This window comes from Stenotrophomonas sp. 78350_Sma (assembly GCF_056482105.1).
The window spans coordinates 1,255,133-1,277,586 of sequence record NZ_CM151182.1 but is presented as its reverse complement, the minus strand read 5'-3'; the positions used below and the strand labels follow the sequence as shown (position 1 = coordinate 1,277,586).

The 22,454-nt window shown below is 66.6% G+C and carries 16 protein-coding genes; 11 read left to right on the top strand and 5 right to left on the bottom strand.

Going from position 1 to position 22,454, the window contains the following annotated elements:
• Nucleotides 1–78: 78 nt before the first annotated feature.
• From ACZK4H_RS05875 to ACZK4H_RS05865, 3 genes are all read right to left on the bottom strand, one after another.
• Nucleotides 79–1,308, bottom strand: a complete 1,230-nt coding sequence (locus ACZK4H_RS05875) for a DUF819 family protein (RefSeq protein WP_099553003.1) — start codon at nt 1,306–1,308, stop codon at nt 79–81.
• A 141-nt stretch (nt 1,309–1,449) separates the two neighbouring features.
• Nucleotides 1,450–3,528: an alpha/beta hydrolase family protein gene (locus ACZK4H_RS05870; RefSeq protein WP_099553004.1), complete on the bottom strand. Its 2,079-nt coding sequence runs from the start codon at nt 3,526–3,528 to the stop codon at nt 1,450–1,452.
• Between the two features lie 236 nt (nt 3,529–3,764).
• Nucleotides 3,765–5,729: an OPT family oligopeptide transporter gene (locus ACZK4H_RS05865; protein ID WP_099553005.1), complete on the bottom strand. Its 1,965-nt coding sequence runs from the start codon at nt 5,727–5,729 to the stop codon at nt 3,765–3,767.
• 200 nt (nt 5,730–5,929) lie between these two features.
• Here ACZK4H_RS05865 and ACZK4H_RS05860 point away from each other — a divergent pair, with 200 nt between their 5' ends.
• Together ACZK4H_RS05860 and ACZK4H_RS05855 are read left to right on the top strand one after the other, a co-directional pair.
• Nucleotides 5,930–7,078: an acetyltransferase domain-containing protein gene (locus ACZK4H_RS05860; RefSeq protein WP_099553006.1), complete on the top strand. Its 1,149-nt coding sequence runs from the start codon at nt 5,930–5,932 to the stop codon at nt 7,076–7,078.
• Nucleotides 7,079–7,187: 109 nt separating this feature from the next.
• Nucleotides 7,188–8,942, top strand: coding sequence for a peptide MFS transporter (locus tag ACZK4H_RS05855; RefSeq protein ID WP_099553007.1), 1,755 nt, complete (start codon nt 7,188–7,190; stop codon nt 8,940–8,942).
• A 55-nt stretch (nt 8,943–8,997) separates the two neighbouring features.
• Here the strand turns inward: ACZK4H_RS05855 and ACZK4H_RS05850 are convergent, their stop codons facing one another.
• Together ACZK4H_RS05850 and ACZK4H_RS05845 are read right to left on the bottom strand one after the other, a co-directional pair.
• Complete coding sequence (locus tag ACZK4H_RS05850) at nt 8,998–10,965, bottom strand: alpha/beta hydrolase family protein (RefSeq protein ID WP_099553008.1); 1,968 nt, start codon at nt 10,963–10,965, stop codon at nt 8,998–9,000.
• A gap of 166 nt (nt 10,966–11,131) precedes the next feature.
• Complete coding sequence (locus tag ACZK4H_RS05845) at nt 11,132–11,767, bottom strand: LysE/ArgO family amino acid transporter (RefSeq protein ID WP_005408523.1); 636 nt, start codon at nt 11,765–11,767, stop codon at nt 11,132–11,134.
• A 138-nt stretch (nt 11,768–11,905) separates the two neighbouring features.
• Here ACZK4H_RS05845 and ACZK4H_RS05840 point away from each other — a divergent pair, with 138 nt between their 5' ends.
• The 9 genes from ACZK4H_RS05840 to mdcG all read left to right on the top strand — a co-directional run bounded on the left by ACZK4H_RS05840 (nt 11,906) and on the right by mdcG (nt 22,421).
• Nucleotides 11,906–12,811, top strand: coding sequence for a LysR family transcriptional regulator ArgP (locus ACZK4H_RS05840; protein ID WP_005415672.1), 906 nt, complete (start codon nt 11,906–11,908; stop codon nt 12,809–12,811).
• Between the two features lie 182 nt (nt 12,812–12,993).
• Nucleotides 12,994–13,440, top strand: coding sequence for a GNAT family N-acetyltransferase (locus ACZK4H_RS05835; protein ID WP_099553009.1), 447 nt, complete (start codon nt 12,994–12,996; stop codon nt 13,438–13,440).
• Between the two features lie 263 nt (nt 13,441–13,703).
• Nucleotides 13,704–15,398, top strand: coding sequence for a malate dehydrogenase (quinone) (mqo, locus tag ACZK4H_RS05830; protein WP_099553010.1), 1,695 nt, complete (start codon nt 13,704–13,706; stop codon nt 15,396–15,398).
• A gap of 357 nt (nt 15,399–15,755) precedes the next feature.
• Nucleotides 15,756–17,948 carry a TonB-dependent siderophore receptor gene (locus ACZK4H_RS05825; protein WP_099553102.1) on the top strand — a complete coding sequence of 731 codons (2,193 nt, stop codon included), beginning with the start codon at nt 15,756–15,758 and terminating at the stop codon, nt 17,946–17,948.
• A 252-nt stretch (nt 17,949–18,200) separates the two neighbouring features.
• Nucleotides 18,201–19,844 carry a malonate decarboxylase subunit alpha gene (gene mdcA, locus ACZK4H_RS05820; protein ID WP_099553011.1) on the top strand — a complete coding sequence of 548 codons (1,644 nt, stop codon included), beginning with the start codon at nt 18,201–18,203 and terminating at the stop codon, nt 19,842–19,844.
• Between the two features lie 10 nt (nt 19,845–19,854).
• Nucleotides 19,855–20,175 carry a malonate decarboxylase acyl carrier protein gene (mdcC, locus tag ACZK4H_RS05815; protein WP_099553012.1) on the top strand — a complete coding sequence of 107 codons (321 nt, stop codon included), beginning with the start codon at nt 19,855–19,857 and terminating at the stop codon, nt 20,173–20,175.
• A 5-nt stretch (nt 20,176–20,180) separates the two neighbouring features.
• Entirely contained in the window at nt 20,181–21,080 is a 900-nt protein-coding gene (locus tag ACZK4H_RS05810) for a biotin-independent malonate decarboxylase subunit beta (RefSeq protein ID WP_197577873.1), read from the top strand.
• Nucleotides 21,081–21,082: 2 nt separating this feature from the next.
• Entirely contained in the window at nt 21,083–21,787 is a 705-nt protein-coding gene (gene mdcE / locus ACZK4H_RS05805; protein WP_099553103.1) for a biotin-independent malonate decarboxylase subunit gamma, read from the top strand.
• Entirely contained in the window at nt 21,780–22,421 is a 642-nt protein-coding gene (gene mdcG, locus ACZK4H_RS05800; RefSeq protein ID WP_099553014.1) for a malonate decarboxylase holo-[acyl-carrier-protein] synthase, read from the top strand. Before mdcE ends, mdcG begins: the two co-directional genes overlap by 8 nt.
• Nucleotides 22,422–22,454 lie beyond the last annotated feature (33 nt).

The following is a 22,454-nucleotide window of genomic DNA, read 5'->3' as shown; positions in this document are numbered from 1 at the left end:
CATGCTCGGCTGCTCTTCGCCGTTACCAGCGCGAGTGCAAAACCCAAAGCAGCCGAGCATGGGCTCGGCTCTACAGGATCACCCCTGCCCGGCCAGCGCGCGCAGGGTGATGCCGACGATGTAGGCCAGGTACGTGCCGGTGGCGTAGCCCATCGTGCCCAGCAGCACGCCCACCGGCGCCAATGCCGGGTGGAACGCGGCGGCCACCACCGGCGCCGAGGCCGGGCCACCGATGTTCGACTGCGAGCCGATGGCGAAGTAGAAGAACGGCACTTTCAGCAGCTTGCCCAGGCACCACAGCAGCACGATGTGCACACTGATCCAGATGATGCCCAGCAGGAACAGCCACGGGCGATCCAGCAGCGCCAGCAGATCCATCTGCATGCCGATGCAGGCAATCAGGAAGTACAGCAGCAGCGAGCCCAGACGCGATGCACCCGCGCCTTCGAGATTGCGCGCACGGGTGAAACTGAGGCTGAGGCCCAGCGTGGTCGACAGCACCACCACCCACACGAACGGTGCGTCCAGGCTGAACTGCGCGGCCCAGCTGACGTTGGCCTTGAACCACGCCGCCAGCGGCGCACCGATCGCATGCGACAGGCCGACGCCGCCGAAGGCCACCGCCACGATCAGCATCAGGTCGGTGAGGCTGGGAATGCGCTCGTGTTCGGCCTGGAAGCGCGCGATACGCTCCTTCAGCTCATCGATGGCCGAGGTATCGGCGCCACTGCGTGCATCGATCTTCGCGGCACGACCGGCCAGGAAGATCAGCGCGGCCATCCACACGTAACCGACACCCACGTCGACCACTGCGAACTGGCCGAACGTGGTTGCGTTGACGTCGAACACTTCGCGCATCGCCAGCATGTTGGCGCCACCGCCGATCCAGCTGCCGGCCAACGCGGCCATGCCGGCCCAGGTATCACCGGCCACTGTTTCCGGATGCACCGCGCGCATCAGCAGGAAGGCCACTACCGCGCCGAGCATGATGCTGGCCGATGCGCCCAGGTACATCAGCACCAGCTTCGGGCCGAGCCGCAGGATGCCCTTGATGTCCACTGCCAGGGTCAGCAGGATCAGCGCCGCCGGCAGCAGGATGTCGCGCGCGATCGGGTTGTAGAGCTTGGTGTTCTGGCCGTCGATCAGGCCGACAGTGTTGTAGATGCCGGGAATCAGGTAGCACAGCAGCAGCGCCGGCACGAAGGTGTAGAAGCGCTTCCACAGGCCCTGCTCGCGCGAGGCGGTCCAGAACACGGCGCCGAGGGTGGCGGCGATCAAACCGAAGACGACGATGTCGTTCTGGATCATGCAGGTGCTCTGGGTAGTGCCGGCCGCTGGCCGGCTGCTGTTGGCGGCAGATCAGGAAGGTGTGCCGACCAACGGTCGGCACCCACCGGTACAGCAGATGGTGAAACAAAAGCGCCGCCCCGAAGGGCGGCGCTGCAGTCATCAGTTGCCGATGTGCTGCTTCAGCCAGGCATTGACGGTGTCGTGCCACAGGATGCTGTTGTTCGGCTTCAGCACCCAGTGGTTCTCATCCGGGAAGTACAGGAACTTCGATTCGATGCCCTGGCGCTGTGCAGCGGTGAACGCAGCCAGGCCCTGCTCGACCGGAATGCGGAAGTCCTGCTGGCCGTGGATCACCAGGATCGGCTTCTTCCAGTCCGCCACGTGGTTGACCGGGTTGAACTTCTCGTAGTTCGCCGCCTTCTGGTACGGGGTACCGCCCTGCTCCCACTCGGTGAACCACAGTTCTTCGGTGGCGTAACCCATCATGCGCTGGTCGAACACGCCATCGTGGTTGACCAGGCACTTGAACGGGCTGTTCCAGTTGCCGGCGATCCAGTTGACCATGAAGCCGCCATAGCTGGCACCCAGCGCACAGGCCTTGTCGCCGTTGAGGAAGGAATACTTCTTCAGCGCCGCGTCCCAGCCCTTCTGCAGGTCTTCCAGCGGGCGGTCGCCCCAGTGCTGGCTGATCGCATCGGTGAAGGCCTGGCCGTAGCCGGTGGAACCGTGGAAGTCGATCATCACCACCGCGTAGCCCTGGCCCGCGTAGGTCTGCGGGTTCCAGCGGTAGCTCCAGCCGTTGCCGAAGCTGCCCTGCGGACCGCCGTGGATCAGGAACGCCACCGGGTAGGACTTGCCTTCCTGGTAGTTGTGCGGCTTGACCACGTAGCCGTGCACGGTGTCGTTGTTCCAGCCCTTGAACTCGAACTGCTCGTAGTCACCGAAGGACACGTCCTTCAGCACGTCGCCGGCGGCCGGGGTCAGCGCGCGCAGTTCGCCGATGGCTTCGCCCGCGGCCGGCAGAAGGCCAACCAGCACCTGGTCGTTGCTCTTCAGGCTGTTGCGGGTGATCGCCACGCTGGTGCCAGCCACATCGACCGAGGTCACGCTGCCGTCGCCGATCAGCTTGGTCGCCTTGCCGCTGGCCACGTCGATCTGGAACAGCGGGTGCTCGCCAAGGTCATCGGCGGTGGTGTAGATGCTGGCGCCGTCAGCGGACAGGGTGATGCCGCCGGCCGAACGGTCCCACTGCGGGGCGATCTCGCGGGTCTTGCCGCTCGCCAGGTCCATTGCCATCAGGCCGAAGCGGTCGGCCTCGAAGCCCGGGCGCTTCATCGCACGGTAGAACAGGGTCTTGCCGTCGGCGCTGAACACCGGGCCGGCATCCCAGGCCGGGTTGGACGCGGTCAGGTTGACCGGCGCCTGCTTGCCGGCAGCGTCGAAACGGTACAGGTCGAAGTTGGTCGACCACGGTTCCTGCTTGCCGGCCACGCGGATGCTGGCCACCACGCTCGCGCCATCCGGCGACCACACGAAATCGTCATTGCCACCGAACGGCTTGGACGGTGCATCACCATCGATGGTGGCGCTCAGCGCCGAAGCGCCCTTGACCGGACCGGCCTTGGCTGCCGGCAGCGGCGCCACGAACAGGGTGTTGCGGCGGCCATCGTTCCAGGTATCCCAGTGGCGCACGAACAGCGAGTCGAACACCTTGCCGCTGGCCTTGGCACCGGCGACATCCTTCAACTTCTTCTCGGTGCAGGCCAGGTCCGAGGCACAGGCCTGGAACACGCCGGCGCTGAACAGCACGCGGTCGTCCTGCGGCGACACGTGGTAGCTGTCCACGTCGACCGGGAAGTCGGTCAGCTGGCGCGGAGCACCGCCGCTGATCGGCTGCGCGTACAACTGCTGGCTGCCGTTCTTGGCACTGAGGAAATACACGGTCTGGCCATCGGCCGACAGCGAAGCGGAATTGACGTTCCAGCCGGCCGGGGTGATCTGCTTCGGCGGCGCCGCATCGCGGGTGCGCAGGTTGCGTGCGAACAGCGCGGTGGAGGCCTTCAGGTTGGCGTCCACACTGCGCTTGGCGAACACCACGGTGCCGCCGTCAGCGGTCAGTACCGGCGCGGAGACGCGGTCCATGGCCACCATGTCGCGGACTTCCAGGCCACGGGCAGCGGCAACGCTGGGCAGGGCAGCCAGCAGGCTCAGTGGCAGCAGGGCATGACGCAGTTTCATCGGGGTCTCCGCAGGACGGCAAAAAACCGATGGTAGGCCCGTGCGGCCGGGGCTGCCAAGGCCATCGGTCATGGCCGGGGACGGGTCGATGCCTTCGCCAGAAAAGGCAAACCGCGCCGTAGCGCGGATTGCGGTAGTGCCGGCCGCTGGCCGGCAATCTGTCTGGTTGCCGGCCGCTGGCCGGCACTACCGGGTCAGAGCCCTTCCCTGCGGGAAGGGATCCGACCCCGTGGGTGTTACGCCACGGCGCGCTTGCCGGTGCGGTAGATCAGCCAGCCGACCAGGAACAGCACGGCCAGGCCGATCCACTGTGCGCCCGGCAGGTGGAACGGCACGGCCAGCACGTCGGCGCGGCTGCTGACCACGATCGGAATCGCGATGGCGATGCCCATCAGTGCCTCACCGGTGATCAGGCCGGCGGCGAACAGCACGCCCGGCTTGTGCACGCGGTCGCGGCCTTCTTCGTCATCCGCGCGCACCTTGTGGAAGCGCTCGACCAGGTAGGCGATCAGGCCACCGAGGAAGATCGGCACCATCAGTTCCAGCGGCAGGTAGATACCGATGGCGGCGGCCAGCACCGGCACGCGGAAGCGGGCGTTGCGCGACTTCAGCCAGCTGTCGAAGGCGATGATGGCGGCACCGACCACGGCACCGATGCCGATGAAGGTCCACGGCAGTTCACCGCCGAACAGGCCCTTGGCCACCGAGGCCATCAGGTTGGCCTGCGGCGCGGCCAGTGCGTTCGGATGCAGCTCGGACTTGACGCCGATGCCGTAGGCAGTGGCCAGCAGGTTCAGCACCGGAGCCATGATCAGCGCGCACGAGAACGCACCGATGCCCAGCATCAGCTGCTGCTTCCACGGGGTGGCACCGACGATGTAACCGGCCTTGAGGTCCTGCAGGTTGTCACCGCCGACCGCGGCGGCGCAGCACACCACCGCACCGATCATGATCGCGGCCACCGCACCCAGCGGCGCACCGCCGGCACCGACCGGCTTCAGGCCATCGGCACCCAGCAGCACCACCAGCACCGCCGAGGCGAACAGGATGGTGGAGATGGTGATACCCGACACCGGGTTGTTGGACGAGCCGATCAGGCCGGCCAGGTAGGCCGAGACCGAAACGAACAGGAAGCCGGCGACGATCATGATGAGGGTCATCGGGATCGACACGTGCCACTGGCCGACGATGGCCTGGTACAGGGCCAGCAGCGGCAGCACGAAGGCCACCAGGGCGACCAGCATCCACTTCATCGGCAGGTCGCGCTCGGTGTGCGCCAGCACCGGGCCGCCGCTCTTGCGGGCAGCCGCGAAGCCGCTCTTGACGCCGTTCAGCAGCGACTTGCGCAGCGAGATCAGGGTCCAGATGCCACCGATCAGCATCGCGCCGACGCCCAGGTAGCGCATCTTCGCGCCCCAGATGGCGAACGCGGCTTCGGTGGACGAAGCGGTGGCAACCGACGCGGCCAGTGCCGGATCGGTGTTCATGAAGAACGCCTGGTAGATCGGGATGGCGATGTGCCAGGTCAGGATCGAACCGGAGACCACCACGATGCCGACGTTGAGACCGACGATGTAGCCCACGCCCAGCAGCGCCGGCGACAGGTTGGTGCCGATGAAGGCGGTGACCTTGGAGCTGCCGACGTAGGCCGAGGTGGCCCAGGCGTCCGGAATCAGGCGCATGCCGCTTTCCGCAGCCAGCTTGACGAAGGCACCGATCACCGCCGACAGACCGAGGATCTTCAGGCCCGGGCCCGGGTTCTCACCGGCCTTGAGCACTTCGGCGGCGGCCTTGCCTTCCGGGAACGGCAGCGGGTCTTCAACGATCATCGAACGGCGCAGCGGCACCGAGAACAGCACGCCCAGCAGGCCACCCAGGCCGGCGATGCCCAGCACCCACCAGTACTTGAAGTCCGGCCAGTAGCCCATGATCACCAGCGCGGGGATGGTGAAGATCACACCGGCGGCGATCGACGAACCGGCCGAAGCGCCGGTCTGCACGATGTTGTTTTCGAGGATGGAGCCACCGCCCAGCAGGCGCAGCACGCCCATGGAAATCACCGCGGCGGGAATGGCGGTGGCGATGGTCAGGCCTGCGAACAGACCGAGATAGGCGTTGGCCGCTGACAGCACCACCGCCAGCACGATGGCCAGGGCCACTGCGCGGAAGGTGAGCTGCTTGGGCGCAGCGTCGTGGTTCATGGAAGCCCCTGCTGGCAAAAAATCCCTGCCACGCTAGCGTTCAGGGCAGATCAAGTCCAGCGTGCCAAAGGATGGGGGCGTGTGCTGCAGCGCAATGGGCCAGTACGTGGACCGGCAATCGACCGACCCGGCAAAGTCCGGCTGGGCGCGCAGCAAATGATATGTTATATCTTAATGCTACCTTGTTGTTACTGCATCGCATGCCCCCTTCCCCCTCCCCTCGCCTGGCCTCCATCGACCAGCTGCGCGGCACCGTGATGCTGTTGATGTTGCTGGACCACGTGCGCGAGACCTTCTTCCTGCAGCACCAGGTGAGCGACCCGATGGACGCGGCGACGGTCTCCCCTGCGCTGTTCGCCTGCCGTCTTCTGGCCCACCTGTGCGCACCCGTGTTCGTCCTGTTGACCGGCCTGTCGGCCTGGCTGTATGGCCAGCGCCAAGCGGATCCGCGCCGGGCCACGGCCGCCTTCCTGCTCAAGCGAGGCCTGTTCCTGGTCGTGCTGGAACTGACCCTGGTGAATTTCGCCTGGACCTTCCAGCTGCCGCCGGACACGCTGTACCTGCAGGTGATCTGGGCCATCGGACTGAGCATGATCGCGCTGGCTGGCCTGCTGTGGCTGCCGCGCCCGGCCCTGCTGGTGCTGGCAGTCGCGGTGGTGGCCGGGCACAACCTGTTCGACAACGTACGGCTGCAAGGCAATGGCCTGCTGGCGGTTTTGTGGAAAGTGCTGCACCAGCGCGACTGGATCGAGGCCGGCGCGCTGCGCCTGCGCACCTCCTATCCGGTAATGCCGTGGATCGGGGTGATCGCTCTGGGTTATCTGATGGGGCCCTGGTTCGCCCACGAGCGCGCGCCGGAGCAGCGCCAGCGCTGGCTGCTGTGGGCAGGCGTCGGCGCGCTGGCCCTGTTCGCATTGCTGCGGTTCGCCAACGAGTACGGGGACGCCCCCTGGCAGTACCAGACCACTGCACTGCGCACCTGGCTGAGCATCCTCAATGTGACCAAGTACCCGCCGTCGCTGCAGTTCCTGCTGCTGACCCTGGGCGTGGGCGTGTTGCTGCTGCGCCTGTACGAATGGCCGCCACTGGCGCGTGCGCTGCGCCCGCTGGCCGATATCGGCGCCGCGCCGATGTTCTTCTACCTGCTGCACCTGTACGTGCTGAAGGGGCTGTACCTGGCCGCGTTGGCAGCCTGGGGGCCGACACATGGCGAGTTGTATGCCCTGGATTCGGTCAGCGGCCTGCTGCTGGTGGCCTGTGCGCTGGCGGTGGTGCTGTACCCGCCAACGCGGGTATTCGCGCGGTTCAAAGCACGAAGGCGCGATCTGCCATGGTTGCGATACCTGTGAGCGGCGGCAGCCGGGGGAGCGCCGGCCATGCATGGCGTGGTTCCACCAGCGGCTGCCTGCCCAGGCCCAGAGGCCTATAATCGCGCCCTTTCCGCTGTCCGCGCCGTCGATGACCGTTGCCGCTCCTGCCTCCGACGACTTCCTGGGCCACCCCAAGGGCGTCTACGTCTGCTTCTTCACCGAAATGTGGGAGCGCTTCTCGTTCTACGGCATGAAGGCGCTGCTGCTGCTGTACCTGACCAAGTACCACCTGTTCGGCGACAAGGCCGGCCTGGACCTGCTCGGTGCCTATGGCGGCCTGGTGTACTGCATCCCGGTGTTCGGCGGCATGCTGGCCGACCGCTGGCTGGGCATGCGCCGGGCGGTGCTGTTCGGCGGCATCCTGCTGGTACTCGGCCACCTGGGCATGGCCTTCGAGGGCCATGCGGCCTACCGGGTCAACGGTGAAGTGGTGCGCGACACCTCGGCACTGGCGGTGACCTACCTGTCGCTGGCGCTGATCATCATGGGCGTAGGCTTCCTGAAGCCGAACATCTCCACCATCGTCGGCAAGCTGTACGCCAAGGACGATCCGCGCCGCGATTCGGGTTTCTCGCTGTTCTACGCCGGCATCAACCTGGGCGCGCTGTTCTCCTCGCTGGTGTGCGGCTTCCTCGGTGAAGCCTACGGCTGGAAATACGGTTTCGGCGCCGCCGGCATCGGCATGCTGGCCGGCCTGGCAATGTTCCTGTGGGGCCAGAAGTACCTGCAGGGCCACGCTGAAGCGCCGCAGCCGGCGGCATTGAAGCAGAAGGTGCTGGGCCTGCCACGCGAATGGCTCATCTATCTGTGCGCGGTGCTCGGCGTGCTGCCGGTGGCGTGGCTGATGTGGGCGGCCGGCAACGGCGCGTTCGCGCTGGGCGGTGAAATCAGCTTGGCGCTGATGCTGATGCTGGTCGTGCTGGGCGGCGTACTGGTCTGGTTCGCCTGGTTCACCGGCACCAAATGCACGCCGGTACAGCGCCAGCAGATGATCGCGCTGATGGTGCTGATCTTCATGGCGCTGGTGTTCTTCACGATGTACGAGCAGTCCTACGGCTCGTGGGTGACCTTCACCGACCGCCTGCTGACCAAGGACATCGTGCCCTCGCTGGTGATCACCGGCGGTACCCCGCTGCCGTGGTCGATCATCTCGCTGCTGCTGGCACCGCTGGGCTTCGTGGTCAGCGCGCGGCTGTCCGAGCGCCGTCCGGGCTCATCTGCACCGCGCACCTTCTTCGCCGCCATCATCGTACTGATGCTGGTGCTGCTGGTGCGCGACTGCCTGGTGATTCCGCAGACCGCCGGCTCGCTGACCTACCTCGGCGGCCTGTTCCTGGTGCTGCTTGCACCGGCCTTCGCCGCGCTGTGGACGTGGATGGACCGCCGTGGTTGGGAGCCAGGCAAGCCGGTGAAATCGGCCTGGGGCCTGGTGATCGGTGCACTCTCATTCGTCCCGCTAGCACTGGCCGCACAGCAGGTCGGCGCTACTGGCGAGATGGCGAGCGTGTGGTGGCTGGTGCTGGCCTACTTCCTGCTGGCCAGCGGCGAGATGTGCCTGTCGCCGGTTGGCCTGTCGGCGGTGACCCAGCTGGCGGTGCCGCGGGTGATGAGCCTGATGATGGGCACCTGGTTCCTGGCCACCGCGTTCTCGGAAACGCTGGCCGCCTTGTTCGGCAAGCTGGCTGCGATCGAGGTGCCGGAAGGCGGATCGCTGGACATGGTGGCCGCAGCCGGTGCCTATGCACACCTGTTCTGGCTGCTGATGTGGATCGGCCTCGGCTGCGCGCTGGCGGCCTTCATTACCGCGCCGCTGCTGAAGAAGATGATGCACGGGGTGAAGTAGGCCCACCCACAGGCAGGAACCGGGGCGGCGGATGAACCATCCGCCGCCCTTTGCCTTACGGCGCCTTGCCCTTGCCGTCCGCAGCCGCAGTCGTGGCGGTCTTTCCACCGAGGCTGCGTGACAGGAAGGCCAACAGCTTGCCGTAGTACTCGCTGCGATGGGCTTCGGTGTAGAAGCCGTGCCCTTCGGTCTTGTAGTACAGGCTTTCCACCGGCGTACCGGCACGCTTGAGCGCCGCCTCCATGCGCTCGGTGTGCTGGATCGGGGCGCGCCGGTCTTGACCACCGGCCGCCAGGAACACCGGAACCTTGATCTGGCCGGCCAGGTTGACCGGCGAGACCGCGCCCAACGTGGCAGGATCGCCCAGCCACTCGCGCAGGTAGCTCATCCCCGAATCCCGGTCCTGGATATCTCCGCCGGTGAACATCAGCGGCAGGTCGTAGACGCCCACATAGCCGGCCGCGCACCGGTACAGCCCTGGCTCGCGGGCGGCACCCATCATCGCCGAGTATGCCCCGTAGCTGGCACCGTAGATGCAGATGCGCCGGGGATCGGCAATGCCTTCGCTGATCGCCCATCGCGTGGCGTCGGTCACGTCGTCCTGCATCGCGCCACCCCACTGTTTCAGTGCTGCCCGGCTGTGGGCACGGCCATAGTTGCCCGAACCGCGGAAATTGATCTGCAGCACGGCGTAGCCAGCAGCGGCCAACAACTGGTTCTCGTGATCGAAACTACCGTTGTCGAATATCCCGATCGGCCCACCATGCGGCACCACCACCATCGGCAGGTCACGGCCGGTACTGCCATGCGGGACTGTCAGGAATCCATGGAGCTCCAACCCATCGCGCGCCTTCAACAGGACCGGCCGCACCGACGCAGTGGTCTCCGGGTCAATCCATTCGCTGCGCGCCATCAGGAAGCGCGCCTGGTTGCGGTCGCGGTCGTACAGGTAGAACTCGCCCGGATTGGAGCCGGACCCGGTTTCCACCAGCAGGCGGCGACCGTCGCGGGTACTTGAGGTAATGAACACTGCACGCCCTGGGAATGCCGCTTCCAGGCTGCGGTACAACCGCGCCTCCTCGGAGCTTTCGTCGAAGAACCGGGTATGCGGTGTGTTTCCCTGGAACAGCGCACCGACCGGCACGGTGCTGCCCGGGCGGCGGATCAGTCGCGCCGGATCGACGACCTCGTCGCGCAGCACGACCTTGCGCTCCTGCGTGGCCGGGTTCCAGCTGACGATGGCATCGGGGCCGCTGGCCTGCTCGCTGAGCAGATAGGCCAATTGGCCGTCGGCGGAAAAGCCCAGCGCCGCCTCGCTGCGGCCACTGCGTTTCTCGTCATTGACCAACACCCAGTCACCACCGTTGCGGTGGTAGAGCCGATGGACATTGTCGGTACCGGCGCCCTGGACGAAACGTACCTCGCCTCGGGCATCCACCACATAGGAGGCACCCGGCATCGGCGCGCGGGCCAGCAGCCGCTGCTTGCCGCTTGCCAGTTCCAGCTGGGCCGCATAGCCGTTGGCATCCAGCCGCGATCCGCCTACCGCGATGACCACGTGGGCATCATCGCCGGGCAAGGCGTCACTGAGGAACGCCGCAGCCGACGTCCGGTACTTGGGCCGCACGCGCAGGCCAAGATCGCGGTAGCCCACCAGTAGCTCCGGTCGCCCGGTGCGCGCATCCAGTGTCAGCAGCTCGCCGGTGGCCCACGGCGCATCGCGGGTGCCGAACTTCTGCGCCAGACCGAACATCACCTGATCGTTGTTGACCCAGTGCATGTTGAAGACATGCGAATTGAGTGGTGGCCGCAGGTTGCCCACCGGCGTGTTGTCGTCCGTACGCAGGATGATCACAGCGGTGAAGCCGTCCGCAGGCACGGTCGCGGCCAGATAGTCGCCCCCGGGAGACAGCATGACATCGCCGAACTTGTCCGCTCGCACATAGGCGCCCAGATCGATCGCAGCAGCGGTTCCACACCAGAGTCCCGCCACGATGAGGGCGGCCAGCCAGCGCTTGTGCATCCATATCTCCCCTGCCTGGACCCCTTGTCCCGGCTGGCCGATTCTAGGCAGGCAGGCGCCCGGGCCGCCAGTGGCGCATAAAAAACGACGGCACCGTTGCCGGTGCCGTCGTTACCACTACCTTGGAGAGAGAGTCAGGACGTGGGTTCTGGGGGCGTGCGCCGGGTCAGTGGACCCCGCGCACCGCCAACGTGAGGGCCAGGATGCTGAGGATCACCGCGATGGTGCCGTCGAGCACGCGCCAGGTGCTGGGCTTGGTGAAAAGCGGCGCCAGCAGGCGTGCGCCGAGGCCCTGCGCGGTCAGCCACAGGCAGCTGGCGGTCACCACGCCGGCAGCGAAGGCCATGCGGGCGTTGCCGAAGTTCTCGGCGATCGAGCCGATCACCATCATGTCCAGCCAGAAGTGCGGGTTGATCAGCGAGAAGCCGACCGCGGCCATCAGCACCGCACGGCGGCTGCCGTCATCGCTGTCGGCCTCGCCCATGCCACCGCCACCGGCGATCGCACGGCGTGCCGACTTCATCGCATACCAGGCCAGGAACGCGACACCGGTCCACAGCACGGCGGTGGTCAGCCACGGCAGCGCCGAGGTGAGCGTGCGCAGGCCGGCCACGCTGGCGAAGATGAAGATGGCATCGATGGCCGCACAGGTGGCGACCACCGGCACGATGTGCTTGCGCAGGATGCCCTGGCGCAGGATGAAGGCACTCTGCGCGCCGACCACGGCGAACAGGCCGATGCCGGTGGCTGCACCAGAGAACCAGGCACCGAGGCCGGTGCTGGCGGAGATGACCGAGAACATGGGATTCACTGCCTTTACTTGCTTGGGGGGACGGTGCCTCGCGAAGGCGGACAGCACCGGAATGGGCGCCATTGTCGCGCCGCAACATGGAAAAGACGAGCTAAACTTCCTAAACCAACATTAGCGGAACTTAATCCGATGCGTATCGACCATGCCCAGCTGCGCGCCCTGGCCGCAGTGATCCGCGAAGGCAGCTTCGACCGCGCCGCGCAGTCGCTGAATGTCACCCCGTCCGCCATCTCGCAGCGGGTCAAGGCACTGGAGGATCGGATCGGCCGGCTGCTGGTCAAGCGTGGCACTCCGGCCACCGCCACCGCAGAAGGGCAGCTGCTGGTACAGCTGGCCGAGCAGACTGCCCTGCTCGAACACGATGCGCTGCACCGGATGGGCCTGGCCGACGAGGATCTGCCACAGGCCAGCATCCCGGTGGCGGTGAACCACGACAGCCTGGAAACCTGGTTCCCGCAGGCGGCCTACCAGTTCGCGCAGACCACCGGCACCACGCTGGACCTGCGCGTGGAGGACCAGGACCACACGGTGGAGCTGCTGCGCCAGGGCACAGTGCTGGGGGCGGTGACCACGCTGGACGAGCCCGTGCAGGGTTGCCAGATCCACGCGCTGGGCAGCATCCGCTACGCGGCGACCTGTACGCCCGAGTTCCGCGAGCGCCATTTTGCCAAGGGCGTGACCGCGCAGGCGCTGGCACAGGCGCCGGTGCTGGTGTTCAACCGCAAGGATGAGATGCAGTCGCGCTTCGCCCGGCGCATGGCCGGCGACGACCTGCCCAGCACCGCGCCGACCTGGTGGATCCCGTCCACCCGGGCCTTCGTGCAGGCCAACCTGGGCGGGCTGGGCTGGACGATGAACCCGCTGCCGCTGGTGAAGCGCCACCTGGATGCCGGGCGACTGGTCTACGTGCGGCAGCGCGCGTGGGAAGACGTGCCGCTTTACTGGCAGCACTGGAAGGGCGACGTGCAGACCATGGCGCTGCTGACCCGCGCGGTGCTGGATGCCTCCTCCGCGCTGATCCGGCGCAAGCGCTGAGTCGCACGCAGGAAAAGGGGACGGAGGGAATTAAGTCGTTTAAGGCTCTAGCGTCATACAGGGCAAAGATGACTTAATTCCCTCCGTCCCCTTTTTGCTCCATCGGATCTCCACGCAACCTCCACACCGGGTCCATGCGTGATGCGGATACTGACGGGCCGACCACTACAAGGATGTCCGACATGCCCATAGCCGTGCGCGATGCGCGCCCCGAAGATGCTGCCGCCTGCATCGACCTGCGCGGGCGCACCCGCGAGAACGCCTTCAGTGCCGCGCAGTTGGCAGAGCTGGGCATCACCGGGGACAGCTGGGCCGAAGGCATCTCCGGTGGCGATTTCATCGGCCGCATCGCCTGGGACGGCGAGCGCATGGCCGGCTACTGCTTCGCCGACCGCGACAGTGGCGAAGTACTGGTGCTGGCGCTGCTGCCTGAATATGAAGGCCGCGGCATCGGCCGCCAGCTGCTGCAGGAGGTCGTCAGCCTGACTCGCGACGCCGGCCACCCGCGGCTGTTCCTGGCCTGCTCGGCCGACCCACGCTCGCGCTCGCATGGGTTCTACCGCCGCCTGGGCTGGCGCCCGACCGGGGAGGTCGACGAGGCCGGCGACGAGATTCTTGAGCTGGTCTGATTGACGACGTCGCCAGGCATGGCCTGGCGCTACTGGGGCTGCGGTCGTCAGGCGTGGCCCGGCGTTACTGGGGCTGAGGTCACCAGGTCGAGCCCGCCCCCCCAGGTGACGGGGCCGCGAAGCGCCGGATGCTGCGTTGCATCAAAAACGGACCGGATCCGGTTAGAATTGCATCTGGATGCTGCAAGGCGTTGTTTCTTCACGCCCTTTCCCTGCCCCACGCGCATCCTGACCCCTTCCCCTCCGCCAACGATCCCGCCCCCATGAAGAAATTTGGCAAGGCCCTGCTCGCCCTGCTCGTGCTGCTGTTGCTGGCCGCCGCGCTGTTCCTGTACTGGCCGCTGACCCAGCGCTCGGTGCCCGCCGCCAGCAACGACAAGCCTGTCGATGTGGTGCTGGTCGGCGCCGGCATCATGAGCATCACCCTGGCCACCTACCTGCAGGAACTGCAGCCGGACTGGAACATCCAGGTCTACGAACGCCTCGACGGCGTCGCCGGTGAAAGCTCCGATGGCTGGAACAACGCCGGCACCGGCCACTCGGCGTTCGCCGAACTGAACTACACCCCGGAACTGCCCGACGGCAGCATCGAGACCAAGCGCGCGGTCGGCATCGCCGAATCGTTCGAGGTCTCGCGCCAGTTCTGGTCGCACCAGGTGAAGGAAGGCCGGCTGAGCCAGCCCAGCGACTTCATCAACCCGACGCCGCACATGAGCTTCGTCTGGGGCGATGACAACATCGCCTACCTGCACAAGCGCCAGCAGGCCCTGGTGAAGAACCCGCTGTTCTACGGCATGCAGTACTCGGAAGATCCGGCGCAGATCAAGCAGTGGGCCCCGCTGCTGATGGAAGGCCGTGACCCGAAGCAGAAGGTGGCCGCGACCTGGATGCCGCTCGGTACCGACGTCAACTTCGGTGTGATCACCCGCCAGCTGACCACCGGCCTGCAACGCAGCCCGAACTTCAGCCTGCACCTGAACCACGAAGTGAGCGCGCTGCGGCAGAACGCCGACAAGAGCTGGAACGTGACCGTGAAGGACCTCAAGGCCGGCACCGAGTCCACCACCCACGCCCGCTTCGTGTTCATTGGTGCCGGTGGCGCTGCGCTGAAGCTGCTGCAGATGTCGGGCATCCCGGAATCGAAGGACTACGCCGGCTTCCCGGTCGGTGGCCAGTTCCTCGCCTTCCAGGGCCAGGACGTGACTTCGCGCCACGGTGTGAAGGCCTACGGCATGGCAGAGACCGGCTCACCGCCGATGTCGGTGCCGCACCTGGATGCGCGCAAGCTGGATGGCAAGCCGGTGGTGCTGTTCGGGCCGTTCGCGCTGTACAGCACCAAGTTCCTCAAGCACGGCTCGTGGTGGGACCTGTACTCGTCGGTCACCCACAACAACGTCGGCCCGATGCTGGAAGTGGGCAAGGACAACCTGGATCTGGTGCAGTACCTGATGGGCCAGGCGCGCCTGAACGATGCCGACCGCCAGGCCGAACTGGTCAAGTACTTCCCCAACGCCAAGCCGGGCGACTGGAAGCTGGTCACCGCCGGCCAGCGCGTGCAGATCATCAAGCGTGACCCGTTGAAGGGCCCGGTGCTGCAGTTCGGTACCGAGATCGTGACCGACAAGGACCACACCCTCGCGGCCCTGCTCGGCGCCTCGCCGGGTGCGTCGACCTCGCCGCCGATCATGCTGGACCTGATGGCCAAGGCCTTCCCGGACCAGATGAAGGCCGGTTGGGAAGCGCGCCTGCGCGAAATCGTCCCGTCATACGGGCGCAAGCTCAACGACAGCGCCGCGCTGACCAACGAGATCCGCACGCTGACCAGCCAGACCCTGCACCTTCCCTATCTGGAAGTGCCGGTGGATGCCAACGCGGCAGCGCCTGCACCGGCCGCAGCTCCGGCTCCGGCCCCGGCCAAGGAAAAGCGCAACGCCAACGAGGAACTGCAGGCACTGTAAGCCCGCAGTTTCCATTCGACGCAGACGGACGGCCACCTACGGGTGGCCGTTCGCGTTTGGGCAACTACGGGTCGGATCCCTCCCGCACGGGAGGGCTCTGACCTGCGCTTGGGCGCCGATGATGGGGCCAGAGCCCATTGCCTGCGGCAACGGGATCCGACCCCGGCCCAGCCACTGCCATGCGCCCAGAAGCCCCTCCACAATGACGCGAATTGTAATGTTGTTAAGAATTATTTACATTTGCATCCTGCGCAGTGACCGCGCCCCTCCCAGATGGACCTGCTGTGCCCGAAGCCGCCGCCCCGGGTGCTGGACGACTGTTGCCGCCCTTCCCCGCTTCCGAGCTTCGAGCCCACCATGTCCCCGACCCTGACCAACCGCCTGCCCCGCCGCGCGCTGCTGCCGGCTGCCCTGCTTTCGTCCTTGTCCCTGCTGGCCGCACCCGGTGCGTTCGCTGCGGCCGATGGCGCCGCCGATGCCAAGACCCTGGACCGGGTCAGCGTGCGTGCCGAGCAGTCCGCGCCACCGTCGAGCACCACGCGCCTGCCGATCACGCTGCAGGAAACCCCGCAGTCCGCCACCGCAATCAGCCTGAAGCGCCTGCAGGACGAATCGCTGTTCAGCATCAACGACGTGATGCGCACCGTGACCGGCGTCAGCGTGTCCTTCTACGACACCCAGCGCCCGCTCTACTACGCACGCGGCTTCGCCATCACTGACTTCCAGGTCGACGGCATCCCGACCTACAGCGGTTCGACCAACCAGGAATACGACACCGCCTTCTACGACCGCATCGAAGTGATCCGCGGTGCCAACGGCCTGCTCAGCGGCGCCGGCGTGCCGTCGGCCACGGTCAACCTGCTGCGCAAGCGCCCCGGCAAGGAGTTCGATGCCTCGTTCGCGGTCAGCGCGGGCAGCTGGGACTATCGCCGCATGGAGGCCGATGTGACCGCCCCGCTCACCGATGACGGCCGCTTCCGCAGCCGCGTGGTCGCCGCCTACACCGATCGTGGCCTGTACTACGACCGCTACGACGAGAACAAGATGGCCGGCATGGCGGTGCTGGAAGGCGATGTCACCGACAGCACCACGGTCACCGTCGGCTACCAGACCCAGGACAACAACCCGACCGGTTCCACCTGGGGCACCGTGGCGTTCTTCGACAACCAGGGCAACTTCGCGCATCTGGCGCGCTCGACCAACCTGTCGCCGAAGTGGAGCTACTGGAAGCGCGAGAGCAGCACCGCGTTCGCCAACCTGGAGCAGCGTTTCGGCGACAACTGGCTGTTGAAGATCAACACCGCCTACACCCGCGGCAACGTGCAGAACGTGCGCCTGTACGGCACCGGCAACCCGGACCCAGTGACCGGCGCGGGCATCTACCTGCGCGCGGCCGCCGGTGATTCCAAGGACACCCGCCGCAACGTCGACGCCTATCTGACCGGCACGTTCCCGCTGTTTGGCCGCGACCATGACCTGACCGTCGGTGCCCAGTGGTCGGACCTGGAAGGCACCACCAATACCGTGGCACTGAACTTCCCGGGCGACTGGGCTACCTGCGGGCGTGAACGCTGTTACTACATCCCCAACGTGTTCAACTGGAACGGCGATATTTCCGAGGTGACCTACACCCGCACCGGCGCGCGCCGCGTGGCCAAGACCACGCAGAGCGGCGTCTACCTGGCCACCCGCCTGCGCCTGGCCGAGCCGCTGTCGCTGATTGCCGGTGCACGCCTGAGCCGCTGGGAAACACTCAGCCGCTCGTACAACGCTGCCGGCGCCTATACCGGCACCAGCGGTGCGTACAAGGTGAGCGATGAGGTCACCCCGTACGTGGGCCTGGTCTACGAGATCACCCCGAACGTGTCGGCCTACGCCAGCTACACCGAGATCTTCAATCCGCAGAACTACAAGGACCGCAACGAGAACCTGCTGGCACCGGTGCAGGGCTCGAACCTGGAAGCGGGCATCAAGACGCAGTGGTTCGATGGCCGCCTGACCGCCAATGCGGCGGTGTTCGAGGCCAAGCAGGACAACTACGCGGTGCGCGACATGAGCGTGCCGGAAGGCACGCTGAGCGACGGCAGCTCGGCCTACATCGGCATCAACGGCACCAAGGCACGTGGCTGGGAGATGGACGTCAACGGCGAGATCCTGCCGGGCTGGACGGTCAATGCCGGCTACACCCGCGTCAAGGTGACCCGCGCCGCCACCGACCTGCTGTACGCCAATCCGCCCAAGGACCTGCTGCAGCTCAACACCCAGCTGCAGCTGCGCGGCGCGCTGGAACGCCTGAGCATCGGTGGCGGGGTGCAGTGGCAGAGCAAGGTGCAGGGTTACAACATCGCCTACCCGCTCGGCGGCACGGTGACGGTGAACCAGCCGGCGTACTCGCTGGTGCAGTTCAACGCCAACTACCGCATCAGCGACAACTGGACGGCAACGCTGAGCGTGCGCAATGCACTGGACAAGAGCTACTGGGCGAACCTGGACTACAACAACTACGGCGAACCGCGCTTCGTGTCGGCCAGCCTGCGCTGGAAATTCTGAGCCAAGCACGTGCCCGGGGTCGGATCCCTTTCCGCAGGAAAGGGCCCTGACCCCAGGCCGCAGGAAAGGGCCCGCCTCCGCGCGGGCCCTTCTTTTGGGTGGGCGCCGACTGTTGGTCGGCATGCCATGCACCTGTCCACGCATGGCGTGGATCTACTGAATACGTGATACCGGGGAATTTGCTGCACTGCGGGTTGCACGTCCCGATGTAATTATGCCGTAATTATCTCAACGCCAATCGGAAGCCGGTCGATGAACCCGAGCTGGGATACGTTGGAACGCAGCCGCCAGGCCCGCCTGGAACGGGCGGCGCCCTGGGCCCAGGGCCGCGAAGTGGCCGCCACCGATGTGGGCGAACTGCTGCACGCGCTGTTGGAGCCCGGCGACAAGGTCTGCCTGGAGGGCAACAACCAGAAGCAGGCCGACTTCCTGGCGCAGGCCCTGGCCGATCTGGACCCGGCACGGGTACACGACCTGCACATGGTGCAGTCGGTGCTGTCCCTGCCCTCGCATCTGGATGTGTTCGAGCGCGGCATCGCGTCCAAGCTGGACTTCTCCTTCTCGGGCCCGCAGTCGGTGCGGCTGGCCAACCTGGTGGCCGAAGGCCGCATCCAGATCGGTGCCATCCACACCTACCTGGAACTGTTCGGCCGCTACTTCATCGACCTGACCCCGCGCGTGGCCCTGGTCGCCGCGCAGGCGGCCGACCGCCACGGCAACCTCTACACCGGCCCGAACACCGAAGACACCCCGGTGATCGTCGAAGCCACCGCCTTCGGTGGCGGCATCGTCATCGCCCAGGTCAACGAAATCGTCGACACCCTCCCCCGCGTCGATATCCCCGCTGACTGGGTCAACTTCGTAGTACAGGCGCCGCGCCCGAACCACATCGAACCGCTGTTCACCCGCGACCCGGCGCAGATTTCCGAGATCCAGGTGCTGATGGCGATGATGGCCATCAAGGGCATCTACGCCGAGTACGGCGTGAACCGCCTGAACCACGGCATCGGCTTTGACACCGCGGCCATCGAACTGCTGCTCCCCACCTACGCCGAATCGCTCGGCCTGAAGGGAAAAATCTGCCAGCACTGGGCGTTGAACCCACATCCGGCACTGATTCCGGCAATCGAATCGGGCTTCGTCACATCGGTGCACTCGTTCGGTTCGGAACTGGGCATGGAGAAGTACATCGCTGCTCGTGGCGATGTGTTCTTCACCGGCGCCGACGGCTCGATGCGCTCCAACCGCGCGTTCTCGCAGACCGCTGGCCTGTACGCCTGCGACATGTTCATCGGCTCCACCCTGCAGATCGACCTGCAGGGCAACAGCTCCACCGCCACCCGCGACCGCATCGCCGGCTTCGGTGGCGCGCCCAACATGGGCTCGGATGCACGTGGCCGCCGCCACGCCAGCGATGCCTGGATCAACGCTGGCCAGCAGGCTGCGCGGCCGGGCGAGATGCCACGCGGCCGCAAGCTGGTGGTGCAGATGGTGGAAACCTTCCGCGAGCACATGGCGCCGGCCTTCGTCGAACGCCTCGATGCCTGGGAACTGGCCGAACGCGCGGACATGCCGCTGCCGCCGGTGATGATCTACGGCGACGACGTCAGCCACGTGCTGACCGAGGAAGGCATCGCCAACCTGCTGCTGTGCCGCACGCCGGAAGAACGCGAACAGGCGATCCGCGGTGTGTCCGGTTATACCGCCGTCGGCCTTGGCCGCGACCGCGCGATGGTGGAAAACCTGCGCGACCGTGGTGTGATCCGTCGACCTGAAGACCTTGGCATTTCAGTACGCGATGCCAGCCGCGACCTGCTGGCCGCACGCTCGGTGAAGGACCTGGTGCGCTGGTCTGGCGGCCTCTACGACCCGCCCAAGCGCTTCCGCAACTGGTAAGGGACAGAGCATGGAAACCCTCGACTATCGATTCGACGGCCGCACCGCCGTGCAGTTCCCGCGCGATGCGGTGCTGGTGGGCGTGCTGGCCTCGGGCAACCTGGAAATCCTGCTGGAACCGGCCGACCTGGACGGCGCAATGACCGTGCGTGTCATCACCGCCGCACAGGGCTTTGGCAGCATCTGGCAGGCGGTGATCGCCGATTTCGCCCAGCGCCATCCGCTGCGCGATGTGCGCGTATCCATCAACGATGCCGGTGCGACCCCGGCGGTGGTCAGCCTGCGCCTCGACCAGGCGGTGGAAACCCTGCTGGCCGGAGGCACGCCATGAGCCACATACAGCGCCACAGCTACTACGAAGCCGATGCGCGCGAACGCATTGCCGGGCTGGTCGACGCCGGTTCGTTCCGCGAGTTCCTTGGCCCGGCGCGGCGGATGATGAGCCCGCACCTGGCCCAGCTGGACCAGCCGGCCGCCTTCGACGATGGCATCGTGGTGGGCGAAGCCCTGCTGCGCGGCAGGCGCGTACTGCTGGCCGCGCAGCAGGGTGAATTCATGGGCGGCGGCGTGGGTGAGGTGCACGGCGCCAAGCTGACCGGACTGCTGCGCCGCGCAGCCGAGACACGACCCGATGGCGTACTGCTGCTGCTGGACACCGGCGGCGTGCGCCTGCACGAAGCCAATGCAGGCCTGATCGCGATTTCAGAAATCATGCGTGCCACGCTGGGCACGCGTGCAGCCGGCGTGCCGGTCATCGCGCTGATCGGCAGCGGCAACGGTGCGTTCGGCGGCATGGGCATCGTCGCCCGCTGCTGCACCATGGTGATCATGTCCGAGGAAGGCCGGCTGTCGCTGTCCGGCCCGGAAGTGATCGAGACCGTACGTGGGGTGGAAGAGTTCGACTCACGCGACCGTGCCCTGGTCTGGCGCGTGACCGGTGGCAAGCACCGCTACCTGATCGATCAGGCACAGGTGCTGGTACCCGATGCCATCGAGGCGTTCGCGCATGCGGCATTCAATGCGCTGCAGCCCGATACCAATAGTGCCGATCCAGATGCTGCACTGGCCACGCTGCAGGAACGCCATGTGGCATTGAAGGCGCGCGTGCAGGCCTGGAGCGATTGCCGCGATGGTCTGGAGATCTGGGCGCGGCTGGGCATTCCCTACCCCGAACGCCTGCCACTGCTCGACACCGATGAATTCCTCATCGCTACCGCCAACCGGAGCCTGCCATGAGCATGCCGTTGCAGACACTGCTCGACGCCCTGTTTCCGCATGGGCATGCCATTGCGGTGAACGACTCGGTGCTGACCGGCAGCGCCACCACCAACGACGGCGACGTGACCGTGATCGGCACCGCCGACAAGCTCGAGGTGGGCGTGGATCACGCACTGGCACTGGCCGAAACGGTGCTGGCCAGCACCGCCGCGCATCCGCAGCAACCGATCGTGATGCTGGTGGATACCGCTGGCCAGCGCCTGGCGCGGCGCGACGAACTGTTGGGCATCAATGGCTACTTTGCGCATCTCGCGCAGACGCTCGATCTGGCACGCCGCCGTGGTGCGCGCCTGATCACCCTGGTCTACGGCGAATCCGTCAGTGGCGGCTTCCTCTCATTCGGCCTGATGGCCGACCACATCCACGCCCTGCCCGATGCGCAGGTGCGGGTGATGGACCTGCGCGCAATGGCACGGGTGACCAAGCAACCGCTGGAGAAACTGCAGGCGCTGAGCCAGAGCTCGCCGGTGTTCGCACCGGGCGTGGAGAACTACGTAGCGATGGGTGCGGTGGACTCGATCTGGAACGGCAACCTGGCTGCCCACCTGCTGCAAGCGCTGCGCACGCCCGCCGATGGCGACCGTCGCGCGATGCGCGGCGCCGAACGTGGCGGGCGCATGCTGGCCGCACGCGTGGCTGTTGCCGTGAGCCAGGGCGATGCCTGAGCGGCTGCCCCGCCATGCGCTGGTGTGGCTGTCAGCGCACGCCGGCTGGCAGGCGGACATCGCCGCGCATGAGTCACGCTTGGCCGACTGGTTTGCGCAGGGATTGCCGGCCATCGTCGCGCGACGTGCCGCCGACGATGCAGACCCCCGCCTGCGTCTCGGTGTGCCGCTGCCGCCCGCCGAGGGCAAACTGCGCCTGGCCCTGCGCGTGCCAGCACACGATGTACTGCGCACCACGCCACCGCCGGCACTTCAGACGGTGCTGGAAGGCGACGTTCCGCAGGACTGGCAGCGGCCCCTTGAGGCGCTGCAGAACATCGCTGAGGCGCGCGTATTCGGTGCCTTCGCGTGGCAGCACCTCACTGGCCTGCCTTATGTGCACGCACGCTCGGACATCGATCTGCTGTGGCAGGTGGAGACCCGTACGCAGGCCAATGCACTTGCCGCACGCCTGAACGCCTGGGAGCACGAGCATGCCCGTCGCGCCGATGGCGAACTGTGCCTGCCTGATGGCGGCGCGGTGAACTGGCGTGAGTTTGCCGGTGACAGCCGTCAGGTACTGGTGAAGCGCCTGGAAGGTGCTGCACTGGACGCCCGAGAGCGCCTGTTCGAGGCAGCTGGAGTGGCGGCGTGAGCGCGGCCTTCCAGTCCCGCCGGCCGGATGCAG

Coding starts and splice junctions, on each gene's coding strand:
- ACZK4H_RS05845 (WP_005408523.1), bottom strand. CDS start 11,767: ATGTTCTCGGTCATCTCCGCCAGCACCGGCCTCGGTGCCTGGTTCTCT.
- ACZK4H_RS05860 (WP_099553006.1), top strand. CDS start 5,930: ATGCCCCCTTCCCCCTCCCCTCGCCTGGCCTCCATCGACCAGCTGCGC.
- mdcE (WP_099553103.1), top strand. CDS start 21,083: ATGCCGTTGCAGACACTGCTCGACGCCCTGTTTCCGCATGGGCATGCC.
- mdcG (WP_099553014.1), top strand. CDS start 21,780: ATGCCTGAGCGGCTGCCCCGCCATGCGCTGGTGTGGCTGTCAGCGCAC.
- ACZK4H_RS05825 (WP_099553102.1), top strand. CDS start 15,756: ATGTCCCCGACCCTGACCAACCGCCTGCCCCGCCGCGCGCTGCTGCCG.
- mdcA (WP_099553011.1), top strand. CDS start 18,201: ATGAACCCGAGCTGGGATACGTTGGAACGCAGCCGCCAGGCCCGCCTG.
- ACZK4H_RS05875 (WP_099553003.1), bottom strand. CDS start 1,308: ATGATCCAGAACGACATCGTCGTCTTCGGTTTGATCGCCGCCACCCTC.
- ACZK4H_RS05850 (WP_099553008.1), bottom strand. CDS start 10,965: ATGCACAAGCGCTGGCTGGCCGCCCTCATCGTGGCGGGACTCTGGTGT.
- mdcC (WP_099553012.1), top strand. CDS start 19,855: ATGGAAACCCTCGACTATCGATTCGACGGCCGCACCGCCGTGCAGTTC.
- mqo (WP_099553010.1), top strand. CDS start 13,704: ATGAAGAAATTTGGCAAGGCCCTGCTCGCCCTGCTCGTGCTGCTGTTG.
- ACZK4H_RS05870 (WP_099553004.1), bottom strand. CDS start 3,528: ATGAAACTGCGTCATGCCCTGCTGCCACTGAGCCTGCTGGCTGCCCTG.
- ACZK4H_RS05855 (WP_099553007.1), top strand. CDS start 7,188: ATGACCGTTGCCGCTCCTGCCTCCGACGACTTCCTGGGCCACCCCAAG.
- ACZK4H_RS05865 (WP_099553005.1), bottom strand. CDS start 5,729: ATGAACCACGACGCTGCGCCCAAGCAGCTCACCTTCCGCGCAGTGGCC.
- ACZK4H_RS05840 (WP_005415672.1), top strand. CDS start 11,906: ATGCGTATCGACCATGCCCAGCTGCGCGCCCTGGCCGCAGTGATCCGC.
- ACZK4H_RS05835 (WP_099553009.1), top strand. CDS start 12,994: ATGCCCATAGCCGTGCGCGATGCGCGCCCCGAAGATGCTGCCGCCTGC.